The 24511-nt window shown below is 47.2% G+C and carries 20 protein-coding genes, 1 tRNA gene, 1 pseudogene and 1 CRISPR repeat array; of the genes and pseudogenes, 18 read left to right on the forward strand and 4 right to left on the reverse strand.

Going from position 1 to position 24511, the window contains the following annotated elements; translation table 11 throughout:
- The first annotated feature begins 1 nt into the window (after position 1).
- The 6 genes from HMPREF9439_RS05995 to HMPREF9439_RS06020 all read left to right on the forward strand — a co-directional run bounded on the left by HMPREF9439_RS05995 (position 2) and on the right by HMPREF9439_RS06020 (position 6516).
- Positions 2-727 (forward strand): energy-coupling factor ABC transporter ATP-binding protein, encoded by a 726-nt coding sequence (locus tag HMPREF9439_RS05995; protein WP_008811442.1) that lies wholly within the window; start codon positions 2-4, stop codon positions 725-727.
- A gap of 97 nt (positions 728-824) precedes the next feature.
- A complete protein-coding gene (locus HMPREF9439_RS06000; RefSeq protein ID WP_008811441.1) occupies positions 825-1415 on the forward strand; it encodes a GNAT family N-acetyltransferase in 591 nt (196 codons plus the stop codon).
- A gap of 125 nt (positions 1416-1540) precedes the next feature.
- On the forward strand, positions 1541-2527 hold the full coding sequence (locus HMPREF9439_RS06005) for an HlyD family secretion protein (protein ID WP_008864153.1): 987 nt from the start codon (positions 1541-1543) through the stop codon (positions 2525-2527).
- A gap of 8 nt (positions 2528-2535) precedes the next feature.
- A complete protein-coding gene (locus HMPREF9439_RS06010; RefSeq protein ID WP_008864154.1) occupies positions 2536-4299 on the forward strand; it encodes an ATP-binding cassette domain-containing protein in 1764 nt (587 codons plus the stop codon).
- The gene (locus tag HMPREF9439_RS06015; protein WP_008811438.1) at positions 4292-5410 is read left to right on the forward strand and encodes an ABC transporter permease; all 1119 of its coding nucleotides are present in this window, start codon (positions 4292-4294) and stop codon (positions 5408-5410) included. Before HMPREF9439_RS06010 ends, HMPREF9439_RS06015 begins: the two co-directional genes overlap by 8 nt.
- Entirely contained in the window at positions 5407-6516 is a 1110-nt protein-coding gene (locus tag HMPREF9439_RS06020) for an ABC transporter permease (RefSeq protein ID WP_008811437.1), read from the forward strand. The genes HMPREF9439_RS06015 and HMPREF9439_RS06020 overlap by 4 nt, the downstream gene beginning before the upstream one ends.
- An 85-nt stretch (positions 6517-6601) precedes the next feature.
- Here HMPREF9439_RS06020 and pgi read toward each other — a convergent pair whose 3' ends face one another.
- The 3 genes from pgi to HMPREF9439_RS06035 form a co-directional block, all read right to left on the reverse strand.
- On the reverse strand, positions 6602-8011 hold the full coding sequence (pgi, locus tag HMPREF9439_RS06025) for a glucose-6-phosphate isomerase (protein WP_008811436.1): 1410 nt from the start codon (positions 8009-8011) through the stop codon (positions 6602-6604).
- 73 nt (positions 8012-8084) lie between these two features.
- Positions 8085-9389, reverse strand: a complete 1305-nt coding sequence (lplT, locus tag HMPREF9439_RS06030) for a lysophospholipid transporter LplT (RefSeq protein WP_039896133.1) — start codon at positions 9387-9389, stop codon at positions 8085-8087.
- Between the two features lie 38 nt (positions 9390-9427).
- Positions 9428-10786: an RNA-guided endonuclease InsQ/TnpB family protein gene (locus HMPREF9439_RS06035; protein ID WP_008811434.1), complete on the reverse strand. Its 1359-nt coding sequence runs from the start codon at positions 10784-10786 to the stop codon at positions 9428-9430.
- On the opposite strand from HMPREF9439_RS06035, the gene tnpA reads away from it, so the two are divergent.
- The 9 genes and pseudogenes from tnpA (at position 10787) to HMPREF9439_RS06075 (ending at position 20501) form a co-directional block, all read left to right on the forward strand.
- Positions 10787-11014: an IS200/IS605 family transposase gene (gene tnpA / locus HMPREF9439_RS13625; protein WP_157645845.1), complete on the forward strand. Its 228-nt coding sequence runs from the start codon at positions 10787-10789 to the stop codon at positions 11012-11014. It abuts the gene before it with no gap.
- Positions 11015-11088: 74 nt separating this feature from the next.
- Positions 11089-11178 (forward strand): annotated as a pseudogene (locus tag HMPREF9439_RS13630) (transposase); the annotation flags it as partial.
- Between the two features lie 408 nt (positions 11179-11586).
- Positions 11587-12567: a LysR family transcriptional regulator gene (locus HMPREF9439_RS06040; RefSeq protein ID WP_008864157.1), complete on the forward strand. Its 981-nt coding sequence runs from the start codon at positions 11587-11589 to the stop codon at positions 12565-12567.
- A gap of 90 nt (positions 12568-12657) precedes the next feature.
- Positions 12658-13593, forward strand: a complete 936-nt coding sequence (locus HMPREF9439_RS06045) for a DMT family transporter (protein ID WP_155168201.1) — start codon at positions 12658-12660, stop codon at positions 13591-13593.
- Positions 13594-14301: 708 nt separating this feature from the next.
- The gene (locus HMPREF9439_RS13465) at positions 14302-14865 is read left to right on the forward strand and encodes a hypothetical protein (RefSeq protein WP_240141218.1); all 564 of its coding nucleotides are present in this window, start codon (positions 14302-14304) and stop codon (positions 14863-14865) included.
- 172 nt (positions 14866-15037) lie between these two features.
- Complete coding sequence (locus HMPREF9439_RS06055; RefSeq protein WP_155165462.1) at positions 15038-16555, forward strand: FAD-dependent oxidoreductase; 1518 nt, start codon at positions 15038-15040, stop codon at positions 16553-16555.
- A 259-nt stretch (positions 16556-16814) separates the two neighbouring features.
- The gene (locus tag HMPREF9439_RS06065) at positions 16815-18410 is read left to right on the forward strand and encodes a sensor histidine kinase (RefSeq protein ID WP_280512960.1); all 1596 of its coding nucleotides are present in this window, start codon (positions 16815-16817) and stop codon (positions 18408-18410) included.
- Positions 18394-19020, forward strand: coding sequence for a response regulator transcription factor (locus HMPREF9439_RS06070; protein ID WP_008811426.1), 627 nt, complete (start codon positions 18394-18396; stop codon positions 19018-19020). The genes HMPREF9439_RS06065 and HMPREF9439_RS06070 overlap by 17 nt, the downstream gene beginning before the upstream one ends.
- Positions 19021-19022: 2 nt before the next feature.
- Positions 19023-20501, forward strand: a complete 1479-nt coding sequence (locus tag HMPREF9439_RS06075; RefSeq protein ID WP_008811425.1) for an FAD-dependent oxidoreductase — start codon at positions 19023-19025, stop codon at positions 20499-20501.
- A gap of 23 nt (positions 20502-20524) precedes the next feature.
- On the opposite strand, the gene HMPREF9439_RS06080 is transcribed toward HMPREF9439_RS06075, so the two are convergent.
- Complete coding sequence (locus HMPREF9439_RS06080; RefSeq protein WP_008811424.1) at positions 20525-21169, reverse strand: cyclase family protein; 645 nt, start codon at positions 21167-21169, stop codon at positions 20525-20527.
- Between the two features lie 206 nt (positions 21170-21375).
- Here HMPREF9439_RS06080 and HMPREF9439_RS06085 point away from each other — a divergent pair, with 206 nt between their 5' ends.
- The 3 genes from HMPREF9439_RS06085 to HMPREF9439_RS06095 all read left to right on the forward strand — a co-directional run bounded on the left by HMPREF9439_RS06085 (position 21376) and on the right by HMPREF9439_RS06095 (position 23711).
- Entirely contained in the window at positions 21376-22548 is a 1173-nt protein-coding gene (locus tag HMPREF9439_RS06085; protein ID WP_008811423.1) for an alpha/beta hydrolase, read from the forward strand.
- 36 nt (positions 22549-22584) lie between these two features.
- On the forward strand, positions 22585-23478 hold the full coding sequence (locus HMPREF9439_RS06090; RefSeq protein WP_008864162.1) for an AraC family transcriptional regulator: 894 nt from the start codon (positions 22585-22587) through the stop codon (positions 23476-23478).
- 142 nt (positions 23479-23620) lie between these two features.
- Positions 23621-23711 (forward strand) — tRNA-Ser (locus HMPREF9439_RS06095).
- Between the two features lie 163 nt (positions 23712-23874).
- A CRISPR array of direct repeats spans positions 23875-24452; the repeat unit is 29 nt; unit sequence GAGTTCCCCGCGTAAGCGGGGATGAACCG.
- The last annotated feature ends 59 nt before the right edge of the window (positions 24453-24511 follow it).

Raw genomic sequence — 24511 nt, forward strand, 5'->3', positions numbered from 1 at the left:
CGTGAGTCTTCTGGAAATTAAAAATTTAAATCTGACCTATCCGAACGGAAAGAAGATTTTTGAGAATGCCGAAATCACTCTGCAGCCCGGAGAGAGTCAAGCTCTGTGGAGTCCCAACGGAACCGGTAAAACTTCGCTCTTTAGAGTGGTCACCGGACTCTTGAAACCGCAAACCGCCGATATTTTCTTAGAAGACAAAGCTGTAACGAACGAAGAAGAGTTCAAAGCGCTGCGGCTTAAAGTCGGCTTTGTGCTCCAGCACGCCGACGATCAGCTGTTTTTTCCTCAGGTCATAGATGACGTCGCTTTCGGTCCGCTCAATCAAGGTTTAAGCGAAAAAGAGGCAAGAAAGGTCTCCGAAGAAGCTTTATCCAATTTGGGCATTCTCGAGCTCAAAGACGCTTTGAGCTACGAATTATCCGGAGGACAGAAAAAACTTGTCACGCTTGCATGCGTTCTTTCTATGAAACCGCAGGTATTGCTCTTAGATGAACCCACGAACGGACTCGATGTTGACAGTAAACAAAGGTTGATCGAAGTGATCAATAAGATTGATGCCGCCAAAATCATCATCAGCCACGACCCCGATATGCTGTCCTCAACCTGCACAAAATTTTCGACGATTCGAAACTGCAGAATTGAATCGATTGCCAAGCCGGAAATGCATGAACATTGGCACACGCACTTTTACGGAGGGGTCCCTCATACTCATCATGAATCTACCTAATGCAGAGTTCTTCCTCCTCTACTTGGGCGATCGAAAGTCTGTATGAAACGCCTATGGCATAAGATGGAAAGCATAGAAGAATTAAGGAAGCTAACCAATGACCGAGCTCAAGATTGAGAAAGTCACAGAGGACAGTCCGCTGAAAGCAAAGGTTCAGCGGATCTATATAAAGTCTTTTCCGCTCTTTGAGCGCGTTTCCCTGGAACCCTTTTTTAACTCCGTTTCCGACGGTGTCGAGATCTTTGCGCTAAGCGACGAAGAAGACGTGGTTGCTTTTTTCTGCACACTCAGAAAAGGAAAGTATTACTACCTCTTTTACCTTGCCGTTGACGAAGATAAACGCGGTAAGGGTATCGGCAGTGACATCTTGTCCGCGGTCATTAAGAACGCGGATGGTGCGACCGTCTTCTTAGACTGCGAGGGCATTTATCCCGGCTGCAAGGACAGAGCCGCACGCGTTAAACGCTTGTGTTTTTACCATCGCAACGGATTTAAAGAAATCGGCCCGCTGCAAACTTGGCGCGGAGAGAAATTCAGAACGCTGGTTTACGGCGACAAAGAAATTTCCGAGCAGGAAATCGAAGATTTCTGGGAGATTTTCGGTCATTTATGGGAGGGGCAGGAGATTGCCACCATTCCTGCTGCGCCGAGTTCACAGGATGGGAAAACAGCAGGAAAAGAACTGTAAAATGCAGGCTCCTAAGGCATAGTCAGCCGGATTATTTAAAAAGCAAATGAAGGCTGGCTAGTCATAAGTAGCCATGGGATTGAGTTAAAGATCAATCAAGTTAACCGATAATAGAAAGAAAAAAAATGAAATTAAAAGCTGTGATCGCTGTGTCCGTTCTCGCTATTGCAGCAGCAACCGGCGGCTGGATGTATTATCGATACGAGTCTGCCCCAAAGAATTTAGAGCTTTACGGTAATGTTGATATTCGGCAAGTGAATCTAGCTTTTCTGTGGCCGGAACGTATCAAGTCGATTCTTGTCGAAGAAGGAGATTTCGTCAAAGCCGGTCAGCCAGTGTCAGAACAGGAAACGGACACACTTAAAATCGAAATTGAACAAGCTAAGGCTGCGGAGCAGGCTGCGTACCAAACTTATTTGGCCTTAAAAAACGGCAGTCGGCCGGAAGACATCGCCAAAGCTGAAGCTGCTGTTTTAGTCGCGCAATCCCGTCTGCATCTAGCTCAGAAAGATTTTGAGCGTGTGGATGGTACCTTTAAGTCCACGAAAGGTCAGGGCGTGAGCAAACAAAGCCTCGACACCCAAAGCAGCCAGCTGCAGGTCGCCAAGAACGAATTGTTCTCTGCCCAAAAGAGCTTGGAACTTGCAAAGATCGGTCCTCGCGCCGAAGATGTTGCCAGGGCCTATGCACAATGGCAGCAGACAAAAGCGCAAGTTGCCCAATTAGAAGTGAAGTTAAAGCAGAGTACGTTGTATGCGCCCCTCGACACAACGGTTCGTTCGAGGCTCCTTCAGCCGGGGGACATGGCTAGTGCTCAAGTGCCTGTATTGGCCCTGGCTATCAATTCTCCTAAATGGGTGCGTGCTTATGTCAATGAAGTCAATCTCGGCAAGATCAAACCAGGGCAGCAAGCTTACGTCACGATAGATGCCTATCCGAACGAAAAAATTCCCGGTCATGTCGGATTCATTTCTTCCGTTGCGGAGTTTACGCCTAAAACTGTTCAGACGCCTGACTTGAGAACCAATCTTGTCTATGAGGTGCGCATCCTCGTTGACGACAAGGAGAATCATTTGAGATTGGGTATGCCTGCGACCGTCAGTTTTGAATAAGAGTACCCATGGCAGAGAACCAAAATGCTCCGGCCGTCTTCGCAAAATCCCTAAAAAAAGTTTTTGCTAATAATAAGAACCGGGCCCTTGACTCTGTCGCACTTAACGGTATCGACCTAGTCGTGCCGAAAGGCGGCTTAGTTTCTTTGGTTGGACCGGACGGCGCCGGCAAAACGACTTTTATGCGTTTGGTCTGCGGGTTGCTGATTCCGACTTCAGGGGAACTGGAAGTCTTCGGTATGAATACCGCAACAGATGCCGAGGCGATTCAGAAACGGATCGCTTACATGCCTCAGCGTTTTGGACTGTATCAAGACTTAAGCATTAAAGAAAATATGGATCTTTTCGCTAATCTTCAGGGTGTTCCGGAAGGTGAACGAAAAGACAAATATGGTCAGCTTTTATCGATGACGGATTTAGCTCCGTTTGCCAACCGTTTAGCAGGCAAGCTTTCCGGGGGTATGAAGCAAAAGCTTGCGCTGGCCTGCGCTCTGATCCATGACCCCGAATTATTGATTCTGGATGAACCGACCGCAGGTGTTGATCCGGTCTCGCGAGAAGAGCTCTGGAAAATTCTTAAGGCAGCGGTAGCTCAAAAAGGCATGAGCGTGCTCGTGAGCACCGCTTACCTGGATGAAGCAGCCATGTGCCATGATGTGTACATCATCAATAAAGGCGTGATCTTGGCGCAGGGGACTCCTGAAGCGCTGACAGAACCTTATAAGAATCGAGTCTATTTTGCCCGAGCCGACGGCCGTACGCCTCGTCAGATGCTTGATCTGGCGTCACATTCCTCAATGATTTTGGACTCAACTCCTTCGGGAGACGGGGTGAGGCTGCTTTTGAAGAAAGACGCGGATCTTACAGAGGCAGCCAAGGAACTCGATATTCCGGAACTCAGTCCTCAACCGCCGAGGCTGGAAGATGCGTTTATGTCTCTTTTGATCGCAGCGGATAAACCTCAGAAGGATTTTGGAGAAAATGCCGGCATAGAAAACACAAAAATTGACGATGGAAAGCCAGTCATTCTCGTTGAGAACCTTGTTAAGAAATTCGGCAATTTTGTTGCCGTCGACGATACCTCTTTTAGTGTTAAACGCGGAGAGATATTCGGATTGCTCGGACCGAACGGTGCCGGCAAAACTACAACTTTTCGTATTTTATGCGGTCTTCTTCCAGCAACTTCGGGTAAGGTTGAAGTTGCAGGTTTCGATCTCCGAACCGCCAGAGCTTCTGCTCGGCGCACAGTCGGTTACGTAGCTCAGTTTTTTTCTCTTTACAGCATTTTTTCCGTGGGATTTAATCTTAAGTTCTACGGCGGTGCCTACGGATTATTCGGGAACAAATTAAAGACGGCCATGGACGCGGTTGTCAGGCGCTTCGGCCTAACCGGACTTATCAGTAAAAAAGCGGGCGGTTTAAATGACGGCTACAAAAAGCGTCTTTCGATGGCTGCTGCTTTGATGCACAATCCTGATATCTTGTTCCTTGACGAGCCGACGAGTTCCATTGATCCGCTTGCGCGACGTCTGTTCTGGCGAAGCATCAATAGGCTTGCGGATGAAGGCAAAGCCATCATTGTGACGACGCACTTTATGGAGGAAGCGGAGTACTGCACGCGCATTGCGATTCAAGACAGAGGACATATGCTGGCCCTTGGCAGCCCTAAGGAAGTTAAAGCGGTAGCCGGGCTCCCGGAGACAGCCAACATGAACGAAGCGTTTATTAAGATCGTTAAAGCTTACGGCGAGGCAGGGTCAGCAGATGATTAACTCCGATTTTTTGCGCCGATTACGCGCACTGACTATTAAAGAGTGGTGCCAATTAATCAGGGATCCAAGCTCATTCGCTGTCGGACTTGTGCTTCCTTTAGTTCTTATTTTTATTTTTGGCAGCGGCCTTTCTCTGGACTTAGGCAACACTCCGATTGCTGTCATCAACCAAGCGCCCGGTCAGGTTTCGTATGCGATTGAACAAGGGTTTAAAGGTTCTCCCTATTTAACTCCGATTCGATGCGGCAATATTAAAGAGGCGGAAAGCCTCATGAGGAAGAAAGAAGTAAAGGGGATCGTCGTGATTCCCAGTAATTTCGCCGGTCAATTTCAAGCCGGGAAAGGGAAGCTGCAGCTTGTGGTGCACGGCGTTGACACAGTGAGTGCTTCCTCACTCGAACGCTATATTCAGCAGTCCGTTCAACTTAGTTTGGGAAAACTGGGTTATTCATCCGAGAAGGGTGCCGTACCGGTGGTTCGGCTCTGGTTTAACGCGGCAAACTCTTCCACATGGTATTTTGTTCCCGGGCTTGTGGTTATCGTGATTACGATTGTCGGTGCATTTCTTACGGCACTTGTGATTGCACGAGAGTGGGAGCGCGGGACGATGGAAATGTTGTTTTCGACGCCGGTCAAGCCCGCGGAGATTCTGCTCTCAAAGGTGATTCCGTATTTTATTGTCGGCATAGGCGGTTTGTTTCTTTGCCTCTTTGCAGCACGGTTCATTTTTGAGGTTCCGATTGAAGGATCTCTGACAGTTATTATCGGGTCCTCATGCATATACCTTCTGACGGCATTAGGCGCCGGTCTTTGGATTTCTGGTATCACTAAAAATCAATTTTTGGCCTCTCAGCTCGTGATTATTATTAGTTTTTTGCCGAGTGTGATGCTGAGCGGCTTTGTTTTTGACCTGAGAAACGTTCCGTCTGCTATTTCAGCGGTTTCATATGTTCTCCCGCCGACCTATTTTATGGAGCTCATTCGCGCTTCTTTTCTTTCAGGGACAGATGCCGTAACGGTATTAAAGGACGTGTCGATTCTCGCCGGGTATGCCTTTTTATTTTTCTTCTTTGTGACAAGAGCACTTAAGAAGACATTGGAGAAAAAATGACCTTTGGAGAATGGCTAAAGTGGTTCGGCAATCTCTTCGTGAAGGAAATTCTCACGTACTTTATCGATCCGGCTTCTAGGTTTATTTTGATCGTGCCTTTGATTATTCAGATTTTTTTGTTCGGTTACACCGCAACATTTGATTTGAACCATGCACCGATCGCCGTTTTGAACGAATCCCACGGCAAATATTCTCAGCAACTGGTGGCTCAAGTCGGCGCATCTCCGACTTTCTATATTCGTCGATACTTGCAGAATGCTTCTCAGATGAAAGATGAGCTTAATCCTCGAGATTCGCTAGCGATTGTCCACATTCAATCAGATTTTGATTCAAAGCTCGCGCAAGGCAAGGAAGGTCCCGTACAGATAATTACGGACGGGAGAAACTCAACAACAGCCGGTCTTGCCGCCGCAGAGCTTTCAATGATCATTCAAGACTTTAATCATCGTTATGTCGGTGTTCCGGAGGGTATCAACGTTGAAATGCGGGCTTGGTATAACCCGAATCTTCAAACGCAATGGAATATTGTGACAGCGCTCATCGGCACCCTGAGTTTTATTCAGGTCCTCATGCTATCGGCTCTGTCGGTGGCTCGGGAACGAGAGTACGGAACGTTTGATCAGCTGCTTGTTTCGCCATACAGACCTTTTGAAATCCTTCTGGCGAAAGCGACGCCTCCGATCTTTATCGGTATTGCTCAAACCTTTATTGTCGTTCTTTTTGCGGTGTTTTGGTTTGATATACCCATGCGAGGGTCTCTTTTACCGCTTTATTTCGGGATTTTCATTTTTACGTTATCGACAGTCGGAACCGGACTGGCGATTTCTTCCATATCGCAGACGATGCAGCAGGCGATGATTTTCTCGTTTGTGCTGATTGTTCCAATGGTTATTTTGTCCGGTCTTGTCACACCGGTATACAACATGCCGGAAATCCTGCAGGTGCTTACCTATGCCGATCCTTTGAGGTTTGCCCTTGAATATGTTCACGGCGTTTATCTTGAGAACTTATCCATATCAGAACTTTGGGGACAGCTTCTTCCCATGCTGATTACCGCTGTCATCACTTTGCCGTTTGCGGCGTTTTTCTTCCGCCGTTCACTATAGTGATTGTCAGAAACGTGAGTTTCAGACTGTAAAAACAGAAGGCCGAATCTGTCAAAGATTCGGCCCCTGTCTCAATCAGATCTGATTAGCTGATCTTTTTGTAGGCTTCGTTGGCTAGTTTCTTGCCAAGTTCAACGCCCGGCTGGTCAAAAGCATTAATGCCGAAAAGCGTTCCCAGCATTGTGGTCTTATGCTCATACATGGCCATTAAAGCACCTAATGTCTCAGGAGTGAGCTCTTCAATGGAAACGGTGGAAACCACATTGAAATACTTGCTCTTCGGATCCCTGGTTACAAGCGCTTCCGTCTGAGCTTTGGCGTTAGCCATTAAGACGCGATGCAGTTCCTTGTGAGCGTGGCCCGGTTTCTCGCACCAAAAGACGTCGATAGAGTTCTTTGCTGTTCCTTCACGAAGGAATTGATAGAAAGAATGCTGAGATTCATTTCCGTGTCCGCCCCAAACGGCTAAAGAGGTTTTGCCGATCACCGGTGTTCCGTCGGCAGCAGTACTCTTACCTAAGCTCTCCATTTCCAGCTGCTGGAGCCAATCCACCATGACACGAAGACGTTCGTCATAGGGTAGGAAGCAGTAAGAAGAAACGTCGAGTTTTTCAGAGTTCCAATAGGCGAACATTGCCATGAGCGCCGGCAGGTTGTTCTGCAGCGGAGCGGTCGAGGCGTGCTGGTCCATCGCATGAGCGCCGGCCAGGAAGCGCTTGAATGTGTCTGCGCCTAACGCAATTGCGACGGGCAAACCGATCGCGCCCCATACGGAGAAACGGCCGCCGACCCAGTCCCAGATGGGGAAGAAGTTTTCTTTCGGGAGACCAAACTGTTCTGCTGCGTCCGGTTTTGCGGAGACCACAACCACGTGATGTTTGAAGTCTTTTTCAGGGATACCGGCTTTCTTCAGCCAATCCAAAATCTCCTGCGTATTGGCTCTTGTTTCCTGAGTCTTAAAGCTCTTGGAAGAGATGACAATCAGGGTAGAAAAAGGATCCAGGACGGAAGTGATTCGGTCAAAAATCACGCCGTCGGCAGAAGCTAGAAAGTGAAGTTTGATTTCCGGTTTGTTGGGACGAAGGGCGTTGTAAACACACTTCGGGCCCATGTCGGAGCCGCCGATACCGATATTGATGACATCGGTAATTCGGTCGCCTGAACAGCCGCGCCATTTCCAGTTGCGGACATCTTCAGCAAACTTGCAGAAAGCTTCCAGTGTCTGGTGAACTTCTGCGGCATGAGGGGCATCCGGAGAAGGGTCGCGCAGAGAGGTATGAAGGGCAGAGCGATGTTCGCTGGCGTTAACGATCTTTCCTTTACGCATTTCGTTAAAGGATTCGATCATTTTTTTCTCTTTGACAAAGTCAATAAGAGAAAGGAGCTCCTTCTGATTAATTCTTTGCCGCCCGATATCCAGAGTGATGCCGCAGGCGCTCTTTTGATAATTCTCAAAAGAGTCTCGGATAAAAGGTGTTACGGTTAAAGACTTCATTGTCGTGTCTGTTTTGAAATCAATTCATCAATTATGACGCAGACCGCGATTATTGAGAAGTCAGAACGTATCCTCAATGACGCTTGTCTTCACCGATCAAATGAAGCGAGTCTTCCTTGGATTGATTGTGGTGGTGTTTGAAAATCACCGCCAGCATTGAGCATCCCACAAAACATCCGAAGAGCACCATGATCGTGACGGTTCCGAGGCCTGACTTAATAAGCAGGGAGTAGAGACCGAGCATCACGAGAATGGAAGAGTTTTCGTTGAAGTTCTGGACGGCAATGGAGCGTCCGGCGCTCATGAGGACATGGCCGCGGTGCTGCAATAACGCGTTCATCGGAACAACGAAGAAACCAGCCATCATGCCCACGCTGACTAAAAGTAAGCAGGCAATCGCAATGGCAAAGGAGATGTGGAAACCGAAGATGTCAAAGCCGCCGGGAATCCAGGAAGCTTTATAGAAGGACATGACAGCTACAGAAAAGCCCATCAAAACGCCGATCGGAAGGACATCTACGCTTCTTCTTAAACTGACATAGGCGGCCGCTAAAACGGCACCGATGGCGATACCGATGGCAACCACGCCCTGGAGAATAGCTGCTTTAGATAAATCGAGGCCGAGGTTGGAATTTGCCCAAGCAAGAACAAGGAACTGAAGTGTGGCGCCGGCGCCCCAGAACAGCGTTGTCACGGACAGGGAAATTTGACCGAGTTTGTCGTGCCAGAGCAGAGAGCAGGATTTCCCGAAATTAACGAGTGTGTGGATCGGACGGAAGTCTTGTTTCGGATAGCGGGCGCCGGTATCCGGAATTAACAGGTTCACGGCAGCCGCAGCGGCGTAAACAAAAATCATGACGGCGATCGCGGCCTGAGCAGCATTATGGACGCCGAAGACATGATGGCCTTGAACGAAATGGTCGACCATCGGAGAAATGAGCAAGCCGCCTAAGCCGGTCCCCAAAATAATAGACGCAACGGTCAGGCCCTCAATCCAGCCGTTGGCTTTCACAAGTTTTTCGGGCGGAAGCAGTTCCGTGAGAATGCCGTATTTTGCAGGCGAGTAAGCTGCCGCGCCTAGACCGACGATGGCGTAAGCAAGAAGCGGATGGGTGCCGAACAGCATGATGATGCAGCCGACGGTTTTTACCGCGTTGGTGATAAACATTACGCGGCCTTTCGGCATTGAATCGGCGAAGATGCCGACCCAAGCGGCGAAGATGACGTAACTCACAACGAAGAACAGCTTCAGCAGCGGTGTCATCCATGCCGGCTCATTCAGAGTCGTCAGCAGAGCGATCGCGGCGATGAGAAGGGCGTTGTCGGCTAAGGAAGAAAGAAACTGCGCCAACATAATGCTGTAAAAACCTTTGGTCATCGTCGTCCTCTTATTGTCGAATAACTGCATAGTATGAACTACCGCGCACTTACGTGCACGGTTTCATGGGAGCGTGCTCCCATTTTTAGCGATTGACGAACACCTACACTTGCATGCAGGTTTCGTACAACTGCGGGCGTGTCCACAAAGACGCCCCCATCGAGTTCGAGCAGCTTTTTGAGCCACTCATCCCCGAGTTCTTTTCGGCCGATATTGGCCGCACCATTGATATCGGCATTGATCAAATGTCTTTTTGATGACTGATAGAGACCGCGTTTGAGCCTCCTCCCCGAAAAGGAAGTCGTTGGGTTTCTTCCTTTTGGATCGAAGTCAGGAATTTCATCGAAGTCCATTGCACTGGCTCTAGAGGTGTAACTCTCCTCTCGCACTGTCACTTGGATGCCATATTCTTCAGCCTTATACCGGACCATCTCAATAAACTTGGCATGCGGCAGCATTACGAAATTCTGATTGTTTCGCCTGCCGAGGCTGACTCTCTGTTTCCAATTTTTGTTTGTTCCGATGACAATACGGCCCAAATCATGCGCAAGACAGAAGTTGACAGCCAGGCGACTGGCCTTGTGCATCAAGTCTTGGAGCTGCCAATAACGTTTGACTCCTTTTATTCGGATGTGCTCATAGTGTTTTTTGCTTTTCAGTTCGGCGACTTGTTTGTTGTACCGCTGATTGATGCTCTTAAGTATTTTGCCTTTGACCAAAAACGGCCTTACTCCGGGTTTGGTCGAAACGAAAGCTGCAAAATTATCAATGCCTAAATCGCAGCACAAAGCTTCATTCGGATTCAAAGAAACGCTTTTTGGATTATTAGACTCCTCCCTACCGACTCTGTAGGTCAGCTCCACAATGAATGTATTTCCCATCGGAATAATTCTCAGATCTCCGGCCACTGCCTCCTGTGCTTTGGCGTTGAGCTCTTGACGTTCGCAGCAAACTACGCGAATGGGAGAAAAACCGATATCTTTTCCTCCCGTGATCGTCAGTTGGCCATCGCGGATTTGATAGCCGTTGCGGCCGACATAGAACGTACGATATTTTTTCCTATAGCCAGGTAAGCGAGGCTTCCCTTGAAACTTCTCAGAGTGCTTCGAGTATTCAACTGCCGCCTTGGCAAAGCTTTTGAACTGTTTGGCAATGACTTGACCCTGTCTCTGTGCAGAGGCAGCCGACGGCATAGCTCGATAGTCACTGCCGTATTGATGTCTGAGTTCGGTATCAAGTTCTTTACGTGTCAGTACAGGGGCTTTTTCAAAGAACCGATGACGAAGCAAATAGACTGCACAGTTGCCGAGCTTGCGCGACAATGAACAAAGCTTATGGCAGGCTTGCCAGTTAGCATTGTTTTTACGAATAACGTGGCGCTCGACTTTTTGAATCATATGCAGTTATCTACCGGTTCTCATTGTGTTTTCAATCTCAAAGCTCACTTGATCTTCGTAGTAGCTTACAGACGAAAAGTTATTTCATCAACGGTCCTGGAAAGGCTCAAAGAGGTTTTTTCGGAAGTGTGCCGGCGTGATCGAGTCAATCTTTTGGAATGTTCCGGGGAGGAAGATCACGTTCATCTATTGATTTCTTACCCTCCAACGATTTGGTGCGCAAACTAAAAACCATATCATCTTTGAAAATTCGTCAAGAATTCTTCAATCAGATTCGAAGGATGCTTTGAGGCAAACGTTTTTGGACAAAAAGTTATTGTGTAATCTCAGTCGGAGACGGAGCAACAACCGCTATTATTGAGAGATATATCAAAAATCAACGGCCGAATTAACATTCGGCCGTTCGCTATCCATCCCCGCGCTTACGCACGGGGAATTCCGCGGAATTCGTTAATCTACGCGCCAGAAACGATCTGCCTTTTATTACTGCGCTTTGGGACTATTTCTTCATTAATACTTTCGGGCGAAGCAGGGTTTTTGAAATAGGAGCGTTAAGGCTTGAGGTGACTATATTCAGTTTTTTATGTTTAAAAAAAACAGTGATAACCCAGATTTTGCCGACGCTTATCGCTTTGGAGGATGGGAACTCAAGAATTGTCATTCGACTTGATAAGCAAACAGAAAGGTAAAATTCTCTAGAACTATTTTTGAAGGCGGTCGTTCACACAAAGATCGGCTTCGGCTATTCCGGCTTTCTTCCTAAGAGGAAATTTCGTTGTTTAGATATTTGTTTTTGTGATATGGAATTAGATCGGATTCGTGCTTGGCAGTTGTTCATCGAAACATCGAGGCTTGGCTCCCTGGCTCTTGCCGCAGAAGCCTTGTCGTTCCCTTTGCCGAAAGCCTCTCGTCTTATCTCCTCTCTGGAAGATGAACTAGGTTTCCTACTTTTGGACCGAACAAAGAAACCTGCCGCTCTGACTAAAGAAGGTCAGGCGCTTGTTCTGGATGCTCAAGGATTGATCAGCCAATGGGGAATCCTTCGGGAGAGGGCAGAAGCGCTACGAAACGGAAACTTTGAGCTTAGTCGGCGATCTTTGAGGATCAGCCTTCCGGTTAATATGGATCGTTCGGTCTTTTTTGAGGCTCTGCAAAACTTACCTATAAAACACCCCGGTCTGCAGCTTGAATTTTGTGCAGACGTCGGACAACAGGCGCTTTTGGAAGGAAAAGCAGATATTGCTTGGTTTGGTTATAAACCCGAGGAACGGGGTCTTGTTGCCATTCCAATGGGTTACAACGTCTCTTTTCTTGTTGCATCTGCAAAATATCTTAAAAGTCATGCTGAAATCAGAAAAGTGAGCGACCTCATCAATCACCCAATTATCATGCGGGACACGGGAAATGAATCTTTCAGCCAAGTCTTGCAATGTGAGTACAGCAATTATGAAATAGGGCGTGACCACAAAGTTCTTTACGGAGATTCAGATGCATGTAAAAAACTTCTAATAGAAGGGAAAGGCATCGCGATCGACATGAATCCAAACTTTATTGCCGAAGAGCTTCTGGACGGAACGGTACAGCCCGTCCTGCCCGGGTGGCATCGGAAACCTTGGGCGCTTCACATTTGCTGCAGAAAGTCTTCTTCTAAAGATCCGATTATTCGAGAGGCCATGGGAATCATTCGCTATTTGGCACTTCATCAAGAACCGAATGATTGGAAATCTTGGTATCGCAGACTTCATCTCCCGGAGCAAATGGTACTTCTACCTAAAGTTTGATCTGCTAAGTTTCATTTTTTAGAACTTAGATATTTGAGGACTTTTTCTCTGGTTAGCATTTTTTCATCTCAAACCACGATGAGACAAAAAATGCCTCGTTCAAAAACTCTGACGGGAATTGTATTGGCGGTAGCGGCGGCCTGCTTCTGGGGCACGATGGCTGTCAGCGGTCAGTACATGATTACTGCCTGCGGTTTCAATGCAGAAGAACTTACGACAGTAAGAATTGCCGGCGCCGGCATTCTGATGCTCGTTCTCGGAATGCTGACGGAAAAGAATTTTTTCGGATCTCTCCGAGATTTATCCGTTTGCCGAGATGTGTGTTTCTACGGACTTTGTCTGTTTGTCATCCAATACACATTCTTTTTGGCAATTCATGCCTGTAATGCAGGAACGGCGGCCATCATGGTCGGCTTCGGTCCGATCTTCATCATTCTTTGGAATATTCTTGTGAAACGGCAGAAGATTGTTCCTAAGGAAATCCTGGCGGTTATTTTTGCATTTGTGGGTGTGACGCTTCTGATCACGAAAGGCAATTTCACCTCTCTTAGTTTTTCAGCAATGGGTATTTTTTGGGGACTGGTTTCTGCCGGAGTCGGAGCTTTTGCGACAATTCAGCCGAGAAGGGCGATTCAGAAGATCGGCGTGACCAAAGTTGTTAGCTTTGGAATGTTTGTCGGCGGCATTTTGACTTGCTTCATGACGCCGCCCTGGGAGATCAGCGGACACTGGACGCCCATGGCAATCGTGGCAGCGGTTTTTGTCGTCGTATTCGGGACTGTAGGAGCATTTTGGTGTTATTTGAGGAGCACCGAATTCATTCCGCCGGCATTAACTTCGATTCTTGCTTCCTTTGAACCTTTGTCTGCTGTGGTCTTATGCGTTCTGCTTCTAGGAACTTCGTTTAACTACATAGAGTGCATAGGAGCCGCGCTCATCATTTCAAACCTCTTTATTCTCTCCATACCAAACGATAAATTTCGTGCGTTTTTTCCGAGGTTTCGTCGTGCGGGATTAGAGAATTAGTCAAAAACAAAAATATTTAGAGAAGGGCTGCAGTCTTGAGGTATGCAGCCTTTTTTCATCACTAAAATTCGTGATCTTGAAGAAGAGAATTTCTTAAGATAAAATTAAAAATTCCTTTATTTAGATTCTTCGCCCATATGCCGTAATTCCCATATTTCGCTTAAGTCAATGACGCGAAATGTCGTCTGTTCGACATTTCGGAGTGTTGTTGCGTTCTTTAAAAGGCGAAATATGAACAAATTACTTAACCTATACGGCGTCAAGATTCACTCGGAACGCGCTTTTCTTTCCTTTCTCGAAAATTCACGGAATGAAGTAGAGGCCTTCTCATCGAGTTATATAGAGAGGAAGGTTGGAAATCTTGTTTTTTCTATTCCGGCAGACAAGGCTTCGACAGGATTGAATCAAGTTATTCCTTTTCTACAATCTTCAGAAAGTTGGCACGGATTGGTATCTAGGCCGTCGGCGGAAGCTCCTCAAGACAGCGTCTTCATCAGATCAAAAATCGGAGGTAATTACACAAGGAGCAGTCTGAGTTTTTTTTCTATTCAAGCTGATGTTGCTTTCAACACAACGGTCGGCAATGAGGCGACTTTCAAACCTTCCGGCATTCTCCTTGGTCTTGGTTCGAAACCATCAATCACTAGTCCATGGCTTTCGGAGGAGACCCTCAATGGTCGGATCCAAAAAGTTCGGTCAGTTCCGACCGTGAGAGAAAGAAGCTTTTCAATCGAATCTCGGCGAGAGCTGGTAGTCGAGACAAAGTACGGCCTTTTGACCTTGGCCGACTTGAAAGGGATTAGCCGAGGATTAGATGCCGGGGATGAAATCTCTTGTCAGTGTTTCCTAACAGCGACTTTTGGAAGAGGAGACTTTGTCGGCAAACAAAACTTGGTCGCACAAGTGTACTCAGTCATTCAAGGAGCATTAGTTGAAAGACGGCCAGAGAAATTTGCGCGGTTTTTTCTGAAAGACTGCAATTATCGGCTAGCGGAGAATGCGGTTTTTAAAGGTAAACCGGAAAAAATCTTTACGCAGGTTTCAGGAGACTGCGCCTACGCCAAGATACTAAGAAGAAACAATAAGGCCTTGATTCGTGACAGAGTCAGCGTCTTAGTTTGGAAGACGTCGATCGGAAGTTTTGTATTGGCGTTTGACCTCACTGCCGACGGCATCAACGGTGTTTATGTTGATTCGGCAGAAAACTACTCTTTGAAGGAAGAGGTGCTGTTTTTCCGCTGGGTTGAAGCGAGCGGAAGATTGCTTCCGTAGGGTCAGTGCCGGCGCCTTTAAGGTCGCCAGCATCTCTTGCTAGAAATTTGGTGCAAAAAAATATTTGATAGTTCTTTGATTTTAGTCAAGCACCCTAAGGTGCACTCAAAAGTACTATGACCTTGCTTTCGGAAAAAGCACAGTGAATGAGTCAAACATCAAGGAGAATCAAATGAATATGAATAGAAGAATGTTCTTCAAGTCCATGGGCGCCGCAACCGTAGCTGCTGCTCCGATTTCTTCAGCTCTTGCCAATGTTGTTAGTCCGAAGAAATGGGATCAGACGTGTGAGGTTCTTGTCATCGGCGCCGGCGCTGCCGGACTTTTTGCTGCCGTTTCGGCTAAAGAAAGCGGTGCCAAATCCGTCGTCCTTTTAGAAAAGGCTGCCAGCCCGTTTCTGAACTCCACCTCTCTGTCCGCCGGCAGTGTAAACGCCACAGGTACAAAAGCTCAGTTTGCCGCCGGCGTTGAAGATCGTAGTAATGCTGCTGAATTTGCAAAAGAAGTCGAAAAGACCGGCAAAGGGCTTGCAGATCCTCAGCTCGTTAAGCTCTTCGCAGAAAATTCTGCGATGGCACTTGACTGGTTAACCGACCATGGCGTTGTTTTCACACCTCAGCCCAACTCCGCTTTCCGTCTCAAACGTATGCACGGATGCGACAAACATACCGGTGCACAGTATGTTGACGTACTTTTCCAAAATGCTAAGAAGATCGGCGTCGACATCAAACTCAATACTAAGGTTGTTGAACTGATTACCAACACTGAAGCAAATGAAGTTTTGGGCGTTAAAGCCGAATCCAAGGGCAAGCCTCTTTATGTCAGAGCTACGAAAGGCGTCGTGATTGCCACCGGCGGCTTCTGCGGCGACGTCAACATGATCGATAAATTCATTCTCGATTTCCGCGGTGCTTTGACATTTGCTTCTGCCAACAGTGAAGGTCAGGGCCTGAAGATGGCCGAGAAGATCGGCGCAGCCAGCACGCATATGAACTTCGCAGCTGTTTACGGCTACGGTGTTCCGATGTCCAAAGACAAGAACAATCGCAAAGGCTGGATTTTCCGCGGTCACGTCATGAACCTTTACGGCCCGATCACGGTCGGCCCGGACGGCAAACGTTTCGTCAACGACGACCTTGGAGCCACATCAATTTCTCAGGCAATGTCGCGCTTAGGTTTCAAGAAGGTGTTTCAGGTCGCTACCGAAGCACAGCTTCTTGACTTCATGAAGAATGACCCGATTCAAGTGATCGGTTGGGATCAGAACACATTCAAGAAAGAACTTGAAGAACAGAAGGTATTTGTAGTTAAGGCCGATACGATTGCTGAACTCGCCAAGAAGATGGGTCTCCCCGCTGATCAATTGGAAGCAACCGTCAAACGCTACAACCAGTTTGTGAAGAACGGCAAAGACGAAGACTTCGGCCGCAAATATATGAAGGGTACTTTCGAGAAAGGACCTTTCTACGGCTTTATCGGACAGCCGATTGCCGGCATCTCCCTGGGCGGTTTGAAGGTTAATAAAGACCTGCAGGTACTTGATGTTTATGACCAGCCGATCAAACATCTGTATGCGGCCGGTGAAGCCATCGGCGGTATCCACGGCGGCTCTTACATCGGCGGAAACTCCGTCGGTTCCAGCTTGACCCTCGGTATGGTTGCAGGCAAGAAAGCCGCAGCAAGTAAGTAGTTTTTCCCGCTAGGAAGTCCGAAACACCTTATCTAAAATTTTGAGGGTAAGGTGTTTCGTTTGTTTTTATGCGTCCGAAAAAGTTTTTGTTAGCAGTATTCATAGTGCTCGCAGCTACCTGTGTCTGTGCAGCTAAGGATTCCTCACCGGTTTTTCGGGTATCCGTCATGCAGTCTGACGAGCATCTTTTTCATGAAAGCATTATTGAGAACCTAGAGGGCGCTTTAGAGAAAACTTTAGGTGCAAAACAAAAGTCGAGATTTCAACAGACAGCCCTGAAACGATAAAAACCAAGTTAAAAGAAGGGCGTGTTGAACTTGTTTTCTGCAACAGCGTTCTTTACCGAGCGCTTCTTCCTTACGGTGTCAGAGATCTGGCAACGGTTCACAGCGATTGGAATCCAAATCCGAATCGTGCAGACGGAGCAGCCTTAATCGTTAAAAGAGATAGTGAAATTTCATCTCTGAACCAGCGGATAAATCTCAAAGAACCCAAAGTAGCGATGGAAAAGAACAGGCATTGCGATGTTCTTTATTACATACTCGGAGAGTTCGAAACGCTGAAGCTCGATAGCGAAAAATTTAAAACCTTCCTCTTAGACAATACTGGAAAAAGTTCTGAGCTCGTAAAGGAAGTCGTTCAGGGAAAAGCTGACGCGGCACTCCTTCCGGCCTGTTTCTTAGAACAGCATGTCGTTGAATACCCTTCTTTGTACCGTGAAATAAAGGTTCTCAACCCCTTACGCTCGTCCGAGCTGCCGTGTACGGTTTCAACGACTCTTTATCCTAATTGGTCCGTGCTGATCACGCCGAATATCTCCATGAAGCAGGCGACAGACATTGCGGCAACACTTCTCACTCAGCCTAAAAGCAGTGACGGAGCGTGGTGGTCTGTGTCAACTCAGTTCGATGGTGTGGATAAGCTGCTGAAAAATCTTAAAGTAGAGCAGTATTCCTACTTGCGCGAGTGGACGCTGAGAAGATTCTTCGAAGAGTATTTCCCATTCATCATTCTTTTCGGTGCATTCCTTACGGGCGTGATTTTGTACAGCTGCATTGCGAATCGTCTGATCAAGATACGAACCAGACAGCTGTCTCAAAGTCTCTTGAGACTTTCAAAGTACAAGAAAGAATTCGAGCTTGTCAGAAGAGACAATGAGATTTATCACCGTATGGGCATCGTGTCTCATATTTCCAGCCTTATCTCACATGAGTTGAGACAACCGCTTAACACGATCAGCTGCTATTCGCAGGGGCTGTTAATGAGACTAGAGAAGGGCCCCATGGAGCAAGGTCAGATTTCGGATATCGTTTATCAAATTCACAAAAAGACCCAGGGTGCCGACGAGATTATTAAAAAGGTTCGGGATTTTGCAAAATTCGGAAGCCGGCCGGTGGCGACCGAGTTAAATCAGAGCGTTAGAAAAGCGATAGATGTTTTTCTGCTTAGCAGTCAGTGCCCTTCCGTCGTGGAATTTAAACCTTCGGAAGCTGCCTGGATAAAGATCGATCCGTTTGAGTTGGAGCTGCTGGTGCTGAACCTCTTGAGAAATGCCAACGAAGCGTTAGTTAAGACAGCAAACGCCAGAATTGAGGTGAACGTTAGTATCAATAAAGAAACTTCTGAGGTGATTTTAACCGTCAAAGACAACGGTCCCAAACTTTCGGAAGAAGCATTGATAAAAATTAAAAGAGGCTTTGAAACCACTAAGAAGAACGGGACAGGAATGGGCCTTGTGATTGTGTCCGAGATTGTCTCTAACGCCAAAGGGAGGATCGACTTTGTTCCTTCCAAAGACCGCGGCCTTCTTGTAAAGATTACTTTTCCCTTAGATACCCATGAACAGAAAAATTGAAAAAGAAATCATTCGTCTCGTGGATGACGATGAAGATCAGAGAAGAGCACTGCGTTTTCTTCTAGAAGCCGCCGGCTACGAAGTTCGAGACTATCCGAGCGGAAGAGACTTTTTGGTGAACGATGAACCCTCTGTTCCCGGGTGCGCTATTTTGGATCTTCAGATGCCGGAAATGGACGGGTTAACGCTTCTCACGATTATGAGAGAGCGCGAATACCGCGTGCCCGTGGTTTTTCTTTCGGCGCACGGCGATATTCCATCTACGGTGGAGGCTATGAAGAAGGGGAGTCTCGACTTCCTAGAAAAACCGGTCGACAGTCAGAAACTTTGCCAGCTTTTATCCGACATTCTTAAGAAGGACAGAGTTACGAGGAAAGCCGGCATGGAACCGGAAGAGGCTAAGAAGCTGTTCCTCAAGCTTTCTCCGCGACGGCAAGAAATCGCAAAGTTGATTTCTAAAGGGTTGCTGAAGAGAGAGGTTGCCGAACGGCTAAATATCAATCTGAAAACCGTCGAAGCGCATTGCCAGTTCATTTATTCTCAGTTAAACGTCCATTCTGTCGTTGAACTTTCTTCCATTATTTGCGGCGCAGAACTTTCCCAGGATTGAAAATGAAAAGAAGAACTTTATTGCTCAGTCCTCTGCCGTTCGTCTTGTCGTCTTTAGTGAACGCTAAGCCTATTGAAAAGACCGAAACGGCCGAAATCGTCATTATCGGTGCGGGTGCGGCCGGACTGTTTGCAGCCGTGGCAGCAAAGGAAAACGGCGCCGGAAGAGTGGTTTTGATCGAAAAAAATCCGTCGCCTTTCTTTAGCTCTACTTCTTATTCTGCCGGCAGCGTGAACGCGTCCGGCACACTGGCGCAGCTGAAGCACGGTATTCAGGACATTGACGGAAAGGAAGAGTTTACGGAGGAAATTCTCAGACAAGGAAACTACGAGAACGATAAGGCGCTGGTAGCTAATTACGTAAAAAACGCGGCACCGGCTTTAGATTGGCTGACGGAAAAGGGTGTGGAGCTGACGCCGTCGACGAACATTGCCTTCCGTGTGAAAAGAATGCACGGCTGCGATTTGGCAACCGGAGCAAGATACGTTGAAGTGCTTTTCTCGGAAGCCATACGTTTAGGAGTTGAGATTTGGTTCAACACTAAGGCTATCGAACTGATCACGGAAAAAGGCAATGAAGTTCTCGGCGTCCAATATAAAAGAGGCAGAAGCTACGGCAATCTTCTTGCACAAAAAGGCGTGATCTTATGTACAGGTGGGTTTGCCGGCGATGTCAATCGTGTGGACAGAGATATTCCGAAGTTTGCGGGACTGCCGACATTTGCCTCTCCCTCGAGCAGAGGAGAAGGGCTGGATATGGCAACTCGCATAGGCGCTGCGACACACCTGTTGGATTATATGGGCGCTTACGCATACGGCTTTCCGCTGGACGAAGAGACGAGGAGAGGATTGATTTTCCGCGGGCATGTCATGAACCTATACGGTTCGATTACTTTGAATAAAGCCGGTAAACGGTTTATTAATGACGACCAAAATTCTACGAAGGTTGCCCAATTCCTGACTTCTCATCATGAAAGAACCGTCTATCAATTAGCGACCGAAGCTCAGCTTTCGGACTTTATGAAAAACGATCCGATACAAGTCATCGGCTGGGACCGAACGAAATTCAATCAGGAAAAAGAAGAAGGCGGCCACTTTATTAACAGGGTTAACTCTCTTGAAGAATGCGCCTCGGAAATGGGGTGCAGTTTCGACGCGCTGAAAAATACGATCGATGCTTACAACCGTTCAGTTGCTTCAGGAAATGATGGGGAATTCGGACGGAAGTTCATGAAAGGGCAGTTTTTATCAGGACCTTTTTATCTGTTCAAATGCACGCCGGTCGTCGGGATTACTATCGGAGGACTGAAGGTTAACCGGCAAATGCAGGTGCTTAATGAATACGGCGAACCTATAAGCAAGTTATTTGCTGCCGGAGAAGTTGTCGGCGGTTTGCACGGAACCTCATATATCGGAGGATGCTCCTTGGCCGGAGCGCTGGCCCTCGGCAGAATGGTCGGCGAACAGCTTGCGAAGAGCTAGTCGTTTTTTAGAAGAGCAGATTGTTACTCCCACCAGGCGACAGCCCTTGTCGGTGCGCCGTCAGCGTTTTCGAGTTTGAGAGGAAAGCAAGAAAAATTGAATAGGCCACTGCCGCATTGATCCAAATTGGCTAAGTTCTCAATATTGATAATGTATTTGTTTTTGAAGAGCTTTTTGTGGCGATGCAGGCTAAGGTCTGATATCGGGTCAATACCCATGACGTCGAAGCCGATACCTTTGTAGTTACCTAGCAGAATAAAATCAAGAACATCATCATCGATGCAGGGGTAGTCACCAAAATATTCTTCGGATCCCCAAAACTTATCCCAGCCGGTATTAAATAAAAGGAAGTCCGCAGTCTCAGCGTCTTCTCTGGCCTCATTGACCTCTTTCATTGTTATAGGTTTTTCGGATTTCCGATGTCTACAGTCGATGACAAGCGCCTGACCGATGAACTGCGTCAGAGGCAATGCGTCAAGAGTGAGACCTTTTTCGTAGACATGAGCCGGAGGATCAATATGTGTTCCTACATGCGAGTACATACGAATGAGCGTTTCGTGATAGCCGTCCTTTTCATAGGTAGCTACGGTTGTTAACTGCGGTTTTTCTGATCCTGGAAAAACCGGCATGCGCTCGTTTATAGCGTGACTTAAATCTATGACTTTCATTCCTTGCCCCATCCGCGGCAACCTTTATCACCATTCTAATTCGTCAGGAATAAAAGGCTTCATATCTTTTACTCAGAGGTTTTGATTTCTCAGATTTGACTCAAACAGAGAGAAAAATCCACCTTTTATAGAAAATGAGAGAAATGAAAAAGTTCAAGGTTTTTTAGAATTTTTCCACACAGAAAGTGTTCTTAAAGGAGAGATAAATGAAAACCAAACGCGCTTTGTTATCGGCTGTCATTTCAGCTTGTTTCCTTCTGCAAGGCTCGGCTTTTGCTCTTGACGAACCTCAGACTCAAACTAAACCTCTTGTGTTAAATCAGTTGGGAGGCTTGGCCTTTGGCGGGACTGTTTCTCACAAGCCCAATGGTTTAACTTTCCATGGCGACCATGGATATGCACAGTATGTAATTCCCGTTAATGCAAAAAATTATCCCATTATCCTTTGGCATGGCATTGGCCAATCGGGCCGCAGTTTCGAGACTACGCCTGACGGCAGAGAAGGCTTCCAGACACTTTTGCCGAGAGACGGATGGGCGACATATATCGTTGACCAACCTCGCCGAGGCAGAGCTGGAAGAACTGAAGCAACAGAAGCAAAAAGTGAAATTCCGACCGTAACGAGTGAAGCCGGTGTTTGGAACGCTTTTAGATTAGGGCGCTGGGTTCCACCAAAACCCGCGACGGCAAACCCCAACATGCAGATGCTGCTGGATGGTGAAACCATTAACCAATTCATGAGGATGCAGACACCCGATACCGGTGCGCTCCCTCCGACAGAGGCATACGGATGGAAACTTGGCGAGGCTATGAGAGACCTTTTGAAGCGTACAGGTCCTGCTGTCGTCGGGACCCATAGTTACGCGGGCCAAATTGGTTGGTATGGCGCGATGAAATCCCCGGACTTGGTTAAAGCGGTTGTTGCCTATGAACCTGGACAAGTGGTTTACCCGGAAGGCGAAAAAGTTAAAGAAATGAATTCGGAAATTCCTCTTGTTCAGCAGAGACTCAACCCCGTCAGGGTTTCAAAACAAGAATTTCTGAAGCTCACAAAAATGCCGATTTTTATAATCTTTGGAGATAATATTTCAACAAAATCGAGCAAGGTATTTAACGAAGAAGTTTGGCGCTGGGCCTTGTTTAATGCACGACAATTCGTGAACCTAATTAATAAATACGGCGGCGACGCCAAACTTATCCACTTACCGGAGATCGGCATCAAGGGGAATACCCATGCGTTGTTTTCTGACCTGAACAACAAGGAAATTCTTAAAATTACTGAGGAATGGCTGGCAGAGAAGGGTCTGGACAAGAACGACGACCCTCATCTTGCCCCCAAACGTTCTGTTTCCCCAGTGACTATTCCGCTGGAAAAATAAACGCATCAAATTCGTGAGTCTGATTGGAGCGATGAAATGGAAGAAACTCGAGAGGCGTTGGTTCAAAAACTTTTGGACATCTACTCGAAAGAAGGTAACTATGAAACTTCTGTCCCGGGCGTTTGGGTTCATCGCTCTGAACGTAACAAGGTTCCTAAACCGCATATTTATCAACCTATGATGATTTTTATCCTGTCTGGTACGAAACTCATCAAATTCGGTTCAGCGGAGAAAATCTTCAGTCCTCTAGATTATTTTTTGACGGTTCTTACGGCCCCGGTGACTAGCGGAATTGTAGGTGTAACTTCGGAGGAGCCGTATTTGGCCTTGTCTATCGATTTGGAGGCAGAAGTCATAACTTCAATTGCTTATGAAATGGGCTTAAAGCCACAAAGCGCCGAACCAGCGAAAGCTGCTTCCTGCGTTCCGATGAGCGTGGAGATGCAGGGTGCACTTGTTCGTCTTTGCAATACTATGAATAACCCAGAAGAGGGTAGGATTTTAGGTCCGATTCTTAAACGGGAGATTTTTTATCGTGTTCTGACCGGGCCTTTGGGTTATTCTGTTATTCGTTTCAACAGTCTTAGAACTTCTGAATATCAAATCGCCCGGGCTGTTGACTGGATAAAAATTAATTTCAAAGAGCCGCTTGCAATTGATGATTTGGCTAAAAAGGTATTTATGGGCCGATCCACCTTCCATCGGAAATTTAAAGAAGTTATGACTGTCAGTCCGCTGAGATTTCAGAAGGAGCTGAGGCTTCAAGAGGCTCACCGCTTGATGCTGCTTAAAAATCTTTCGGTCACCCAGGCTTCATATGAGGTTGGATTCGAGGATCCGAAATTTTTCACTCGTGAGTACAAAGACTATTTTGGTTTGTCGCCTCGAGAAAATATAAAAAAGATAAGAGCAGAGGAGGGCATCAATTAATTTTTTAGTGGAAAAATCTAGCAGATTTCGAAGAAAGAATTTCTTGGCAGCTATGGGATTGGTTGGTGTGACGCAAATAGGTCTCAGAAAATTTGTGAGCATCCCAACTTTAAATAATTCTGATAGAATCCCTCCTTCCAACGGAAGGATGGCAGAGTGGTCGAATGCGCCGGACTCGAAATCCGGTATACGGTTATACCGTATCGAGGGTTCAAATCCCTCTCCTTCCGCCATTTTTCTACTTAATGCCCCGTTAACACATTTTCTCCTCTCTACGCAGGCTTCGGTATTTCAGAGAAAACTGATAGTATCTTTAGTAGCTTTGTTCTTGTTTAGAAATGTTCTTTAAAAGCTTAGCGGTAAGCCGATTAGTGTAATGTTGTAACCATTTTAAGTGAGTTCCCCGCGTAAGCGGGGATGAACCGATCATTACGCTAGATTTCGACCCGTGCGGTAAGAGTTCCCCGCGTAAGCGGGGATGAACCGATCCTTATCCTTTTGTTTTAGTCCGGGCAAATGAGTTCCCCGCGTAAGCGGGGATGAACCGACCGAGCCGATGATTAACCTCATCATCTCAGTGAGTTCCCCGCGTAAGCGGGGATGAACCGGAAGATTGCATTAAACATAATGTCGAGAAGTAGAGTTCCCCGCGTAAGCGGGGATGAACCGCGACACCCTGACTTAGTAACCGTGAAATCTTCGAGTTCCCCGCGTAAGCGGGGATGAACCGCCGAAGTCGAGGCCGTAAAAAGGTTTACATTCGAGTTCCCCGCGTAAGCGGGGATGAACCGGTTTTATCTCTCGGGACGCATCCTTGTGGTTAGAGTTCCCCGCGTAAGCGGGGATGAACCGAGATGTTTAGACGTTTGACGAATTGGCGCCGGGAGTTCCCCGCGTAAGCGGGGATGAACCGACAGCGATAAACGAGCGCGGCAGAAAAATCCGGAGTTCCCCGCGTAAGCGGGGATGAACCTCGAAATTCCTGAGTGGGCGAAAATGATCATTCGAGTTCCCCGCGTAAGCGGGGATGAAC

Origin of the sequence: Parasutterella excrementihominis YIT 11859 (assembly GCF_000205025.1) — a bacterium.
GTDB classification, from domain to species: domain Bacteria; phylum Pseudomonadota; class Gammaproteobacteria; order Burkholderiales; family Burkholderiaceae_F; genus Parasutterella; species Parasutterella excrementihominis.

What these genes read in the sequence shown, in the direction of transcription:
- HMPREF9439_RS06000 (WP_008811441.1), top strand. Translation starts at nt 825, where the DNA reads ATGACCGAGCTCAAGATTGAGAAAGTCACAGAGGACAGTCCGCTGAAA.
- HMPREF9439_RS06005 (WP_008864153.1), top strand. Translation starts at nt 1,541, where the DNA reads ATGAAATTAAAAGCTGTGATCGCTGTGTCCGTTCTCGCTATTGCAGCA.
- HMPREF9439_RS06010 (WP_008864154.1), top strand. Translation starts at nt 2,536, where the DNA reads ATGGCAGAGAACCAAAATGCTCCGGCCGTCTTCGCAAAATCCCTAAAA.
- HMPREF9439_RS06015 (WP_008811438.1), top strand. Translation starts at nt 4,292, where the DNA reads ATGATTAACTCCGATTTTTTGCGCCGATTACGCGCACTGACTATTAAA.
- HMPREF9439_RS06020 (WP_008811437.1), top strand. Translation starts at nt 5,407, where the DNA reads ATGACCTTTGGAGAATGGCTAAAGTGGTTCGGCAATCTCTTCGTGAAG.
- pgi (WP_008811436.1), bottom strand. Translation starts at nt 8,011, where the DNA reads ATGAAGTCTTTAACCGTAACACCTTTTATCCGAGACTCTTTTGAGAAT.
- lplT (WP_039896133.1), bottom strand. Translation starts at nt 9,389, where the DNA reads ATGACCAAAGGTTTTTACAGCATTATGTTGGCGCAGTTTCTTTCTTCC.
- HMPREF9439_RS06035 (WP_008811434.1), bottom strand. Translation starts at nt 10,786, where the DNA reads ATGATTCAAAAAGTCGAGCGCCACGTTATTCGTAAAAACAATGCTAAC.
- tnpA (WP_157645845.1), top strand. Translation starts at nt 10,787, where the DNA reads ATGCAGTTATCTACCGGTTCTCATTGTGTTTTCAATCTCAAAGCTCAC.
- HMPREF9439_RS06040 (WP_008864157.1), top strand. Translation starts at nt 11,587, where the DNA reads ATGGAATTAGATCGGATTCGTGCTTGGCAGTTGTTCATCGAAACATCG.
- HMPREF9439_RS06045 (WP_155168201.1), top strand. Translation starts at nt 12,658, where the DNA reads ATGCCTCGTTCAAAAACTCTGACGGGAATTGTATTGGCGGTAGCGGCG.
- HMPREF9439_RS06055 (WP_155165462.1), top strand. Translation starts at nt 15,038, where the DNA reads ATGAATATGAATAGAAGAATGTTCTTCAAGTCCATGGGCGCCGCAACC.
- HMPREF9439_RS06070 (WP_008811426.1), top strand. Translation starts at nt 18,394, where the DNA reads ATGAACAGAAAAATTGAAAAAGAAATCATTCGTCTCGTGGATGACGAT.
- HMPREF9439_RS06075 (WP_008811425.1), top strand. Translation starts at nt 19,023, where the DNA reads ATGAAAAGAAGAACTTTATTGCTCAGTCCTCTGCCGTTCGTCTTGTCG.
- HMPREF9439_RS06080 (WP_008811424.1), bottom strand. Translation starts at nt 21,169, where the DNA reads ATGAAAGTCATAGATTTAAGTCACGCTATAAACGAGCGCATGCCGGTT.
- HMPREF9439_RS06085 (WP_008811423.1), top strand. Translation starts at nt 21,376, where the DNA reads ATGAAAACCAAACGCGCTTTGTTATCGGCTGTCATTTCAGCTTGTTTC.
- HMPREF9439_RS06090 (WP_008864162.1), top strand. Translation starts at nt 22,585, where the DNA reads ATGGAAGAAACTCGAGAGGCGTTGGTTCAAAAACTTTTGGACATCTAC.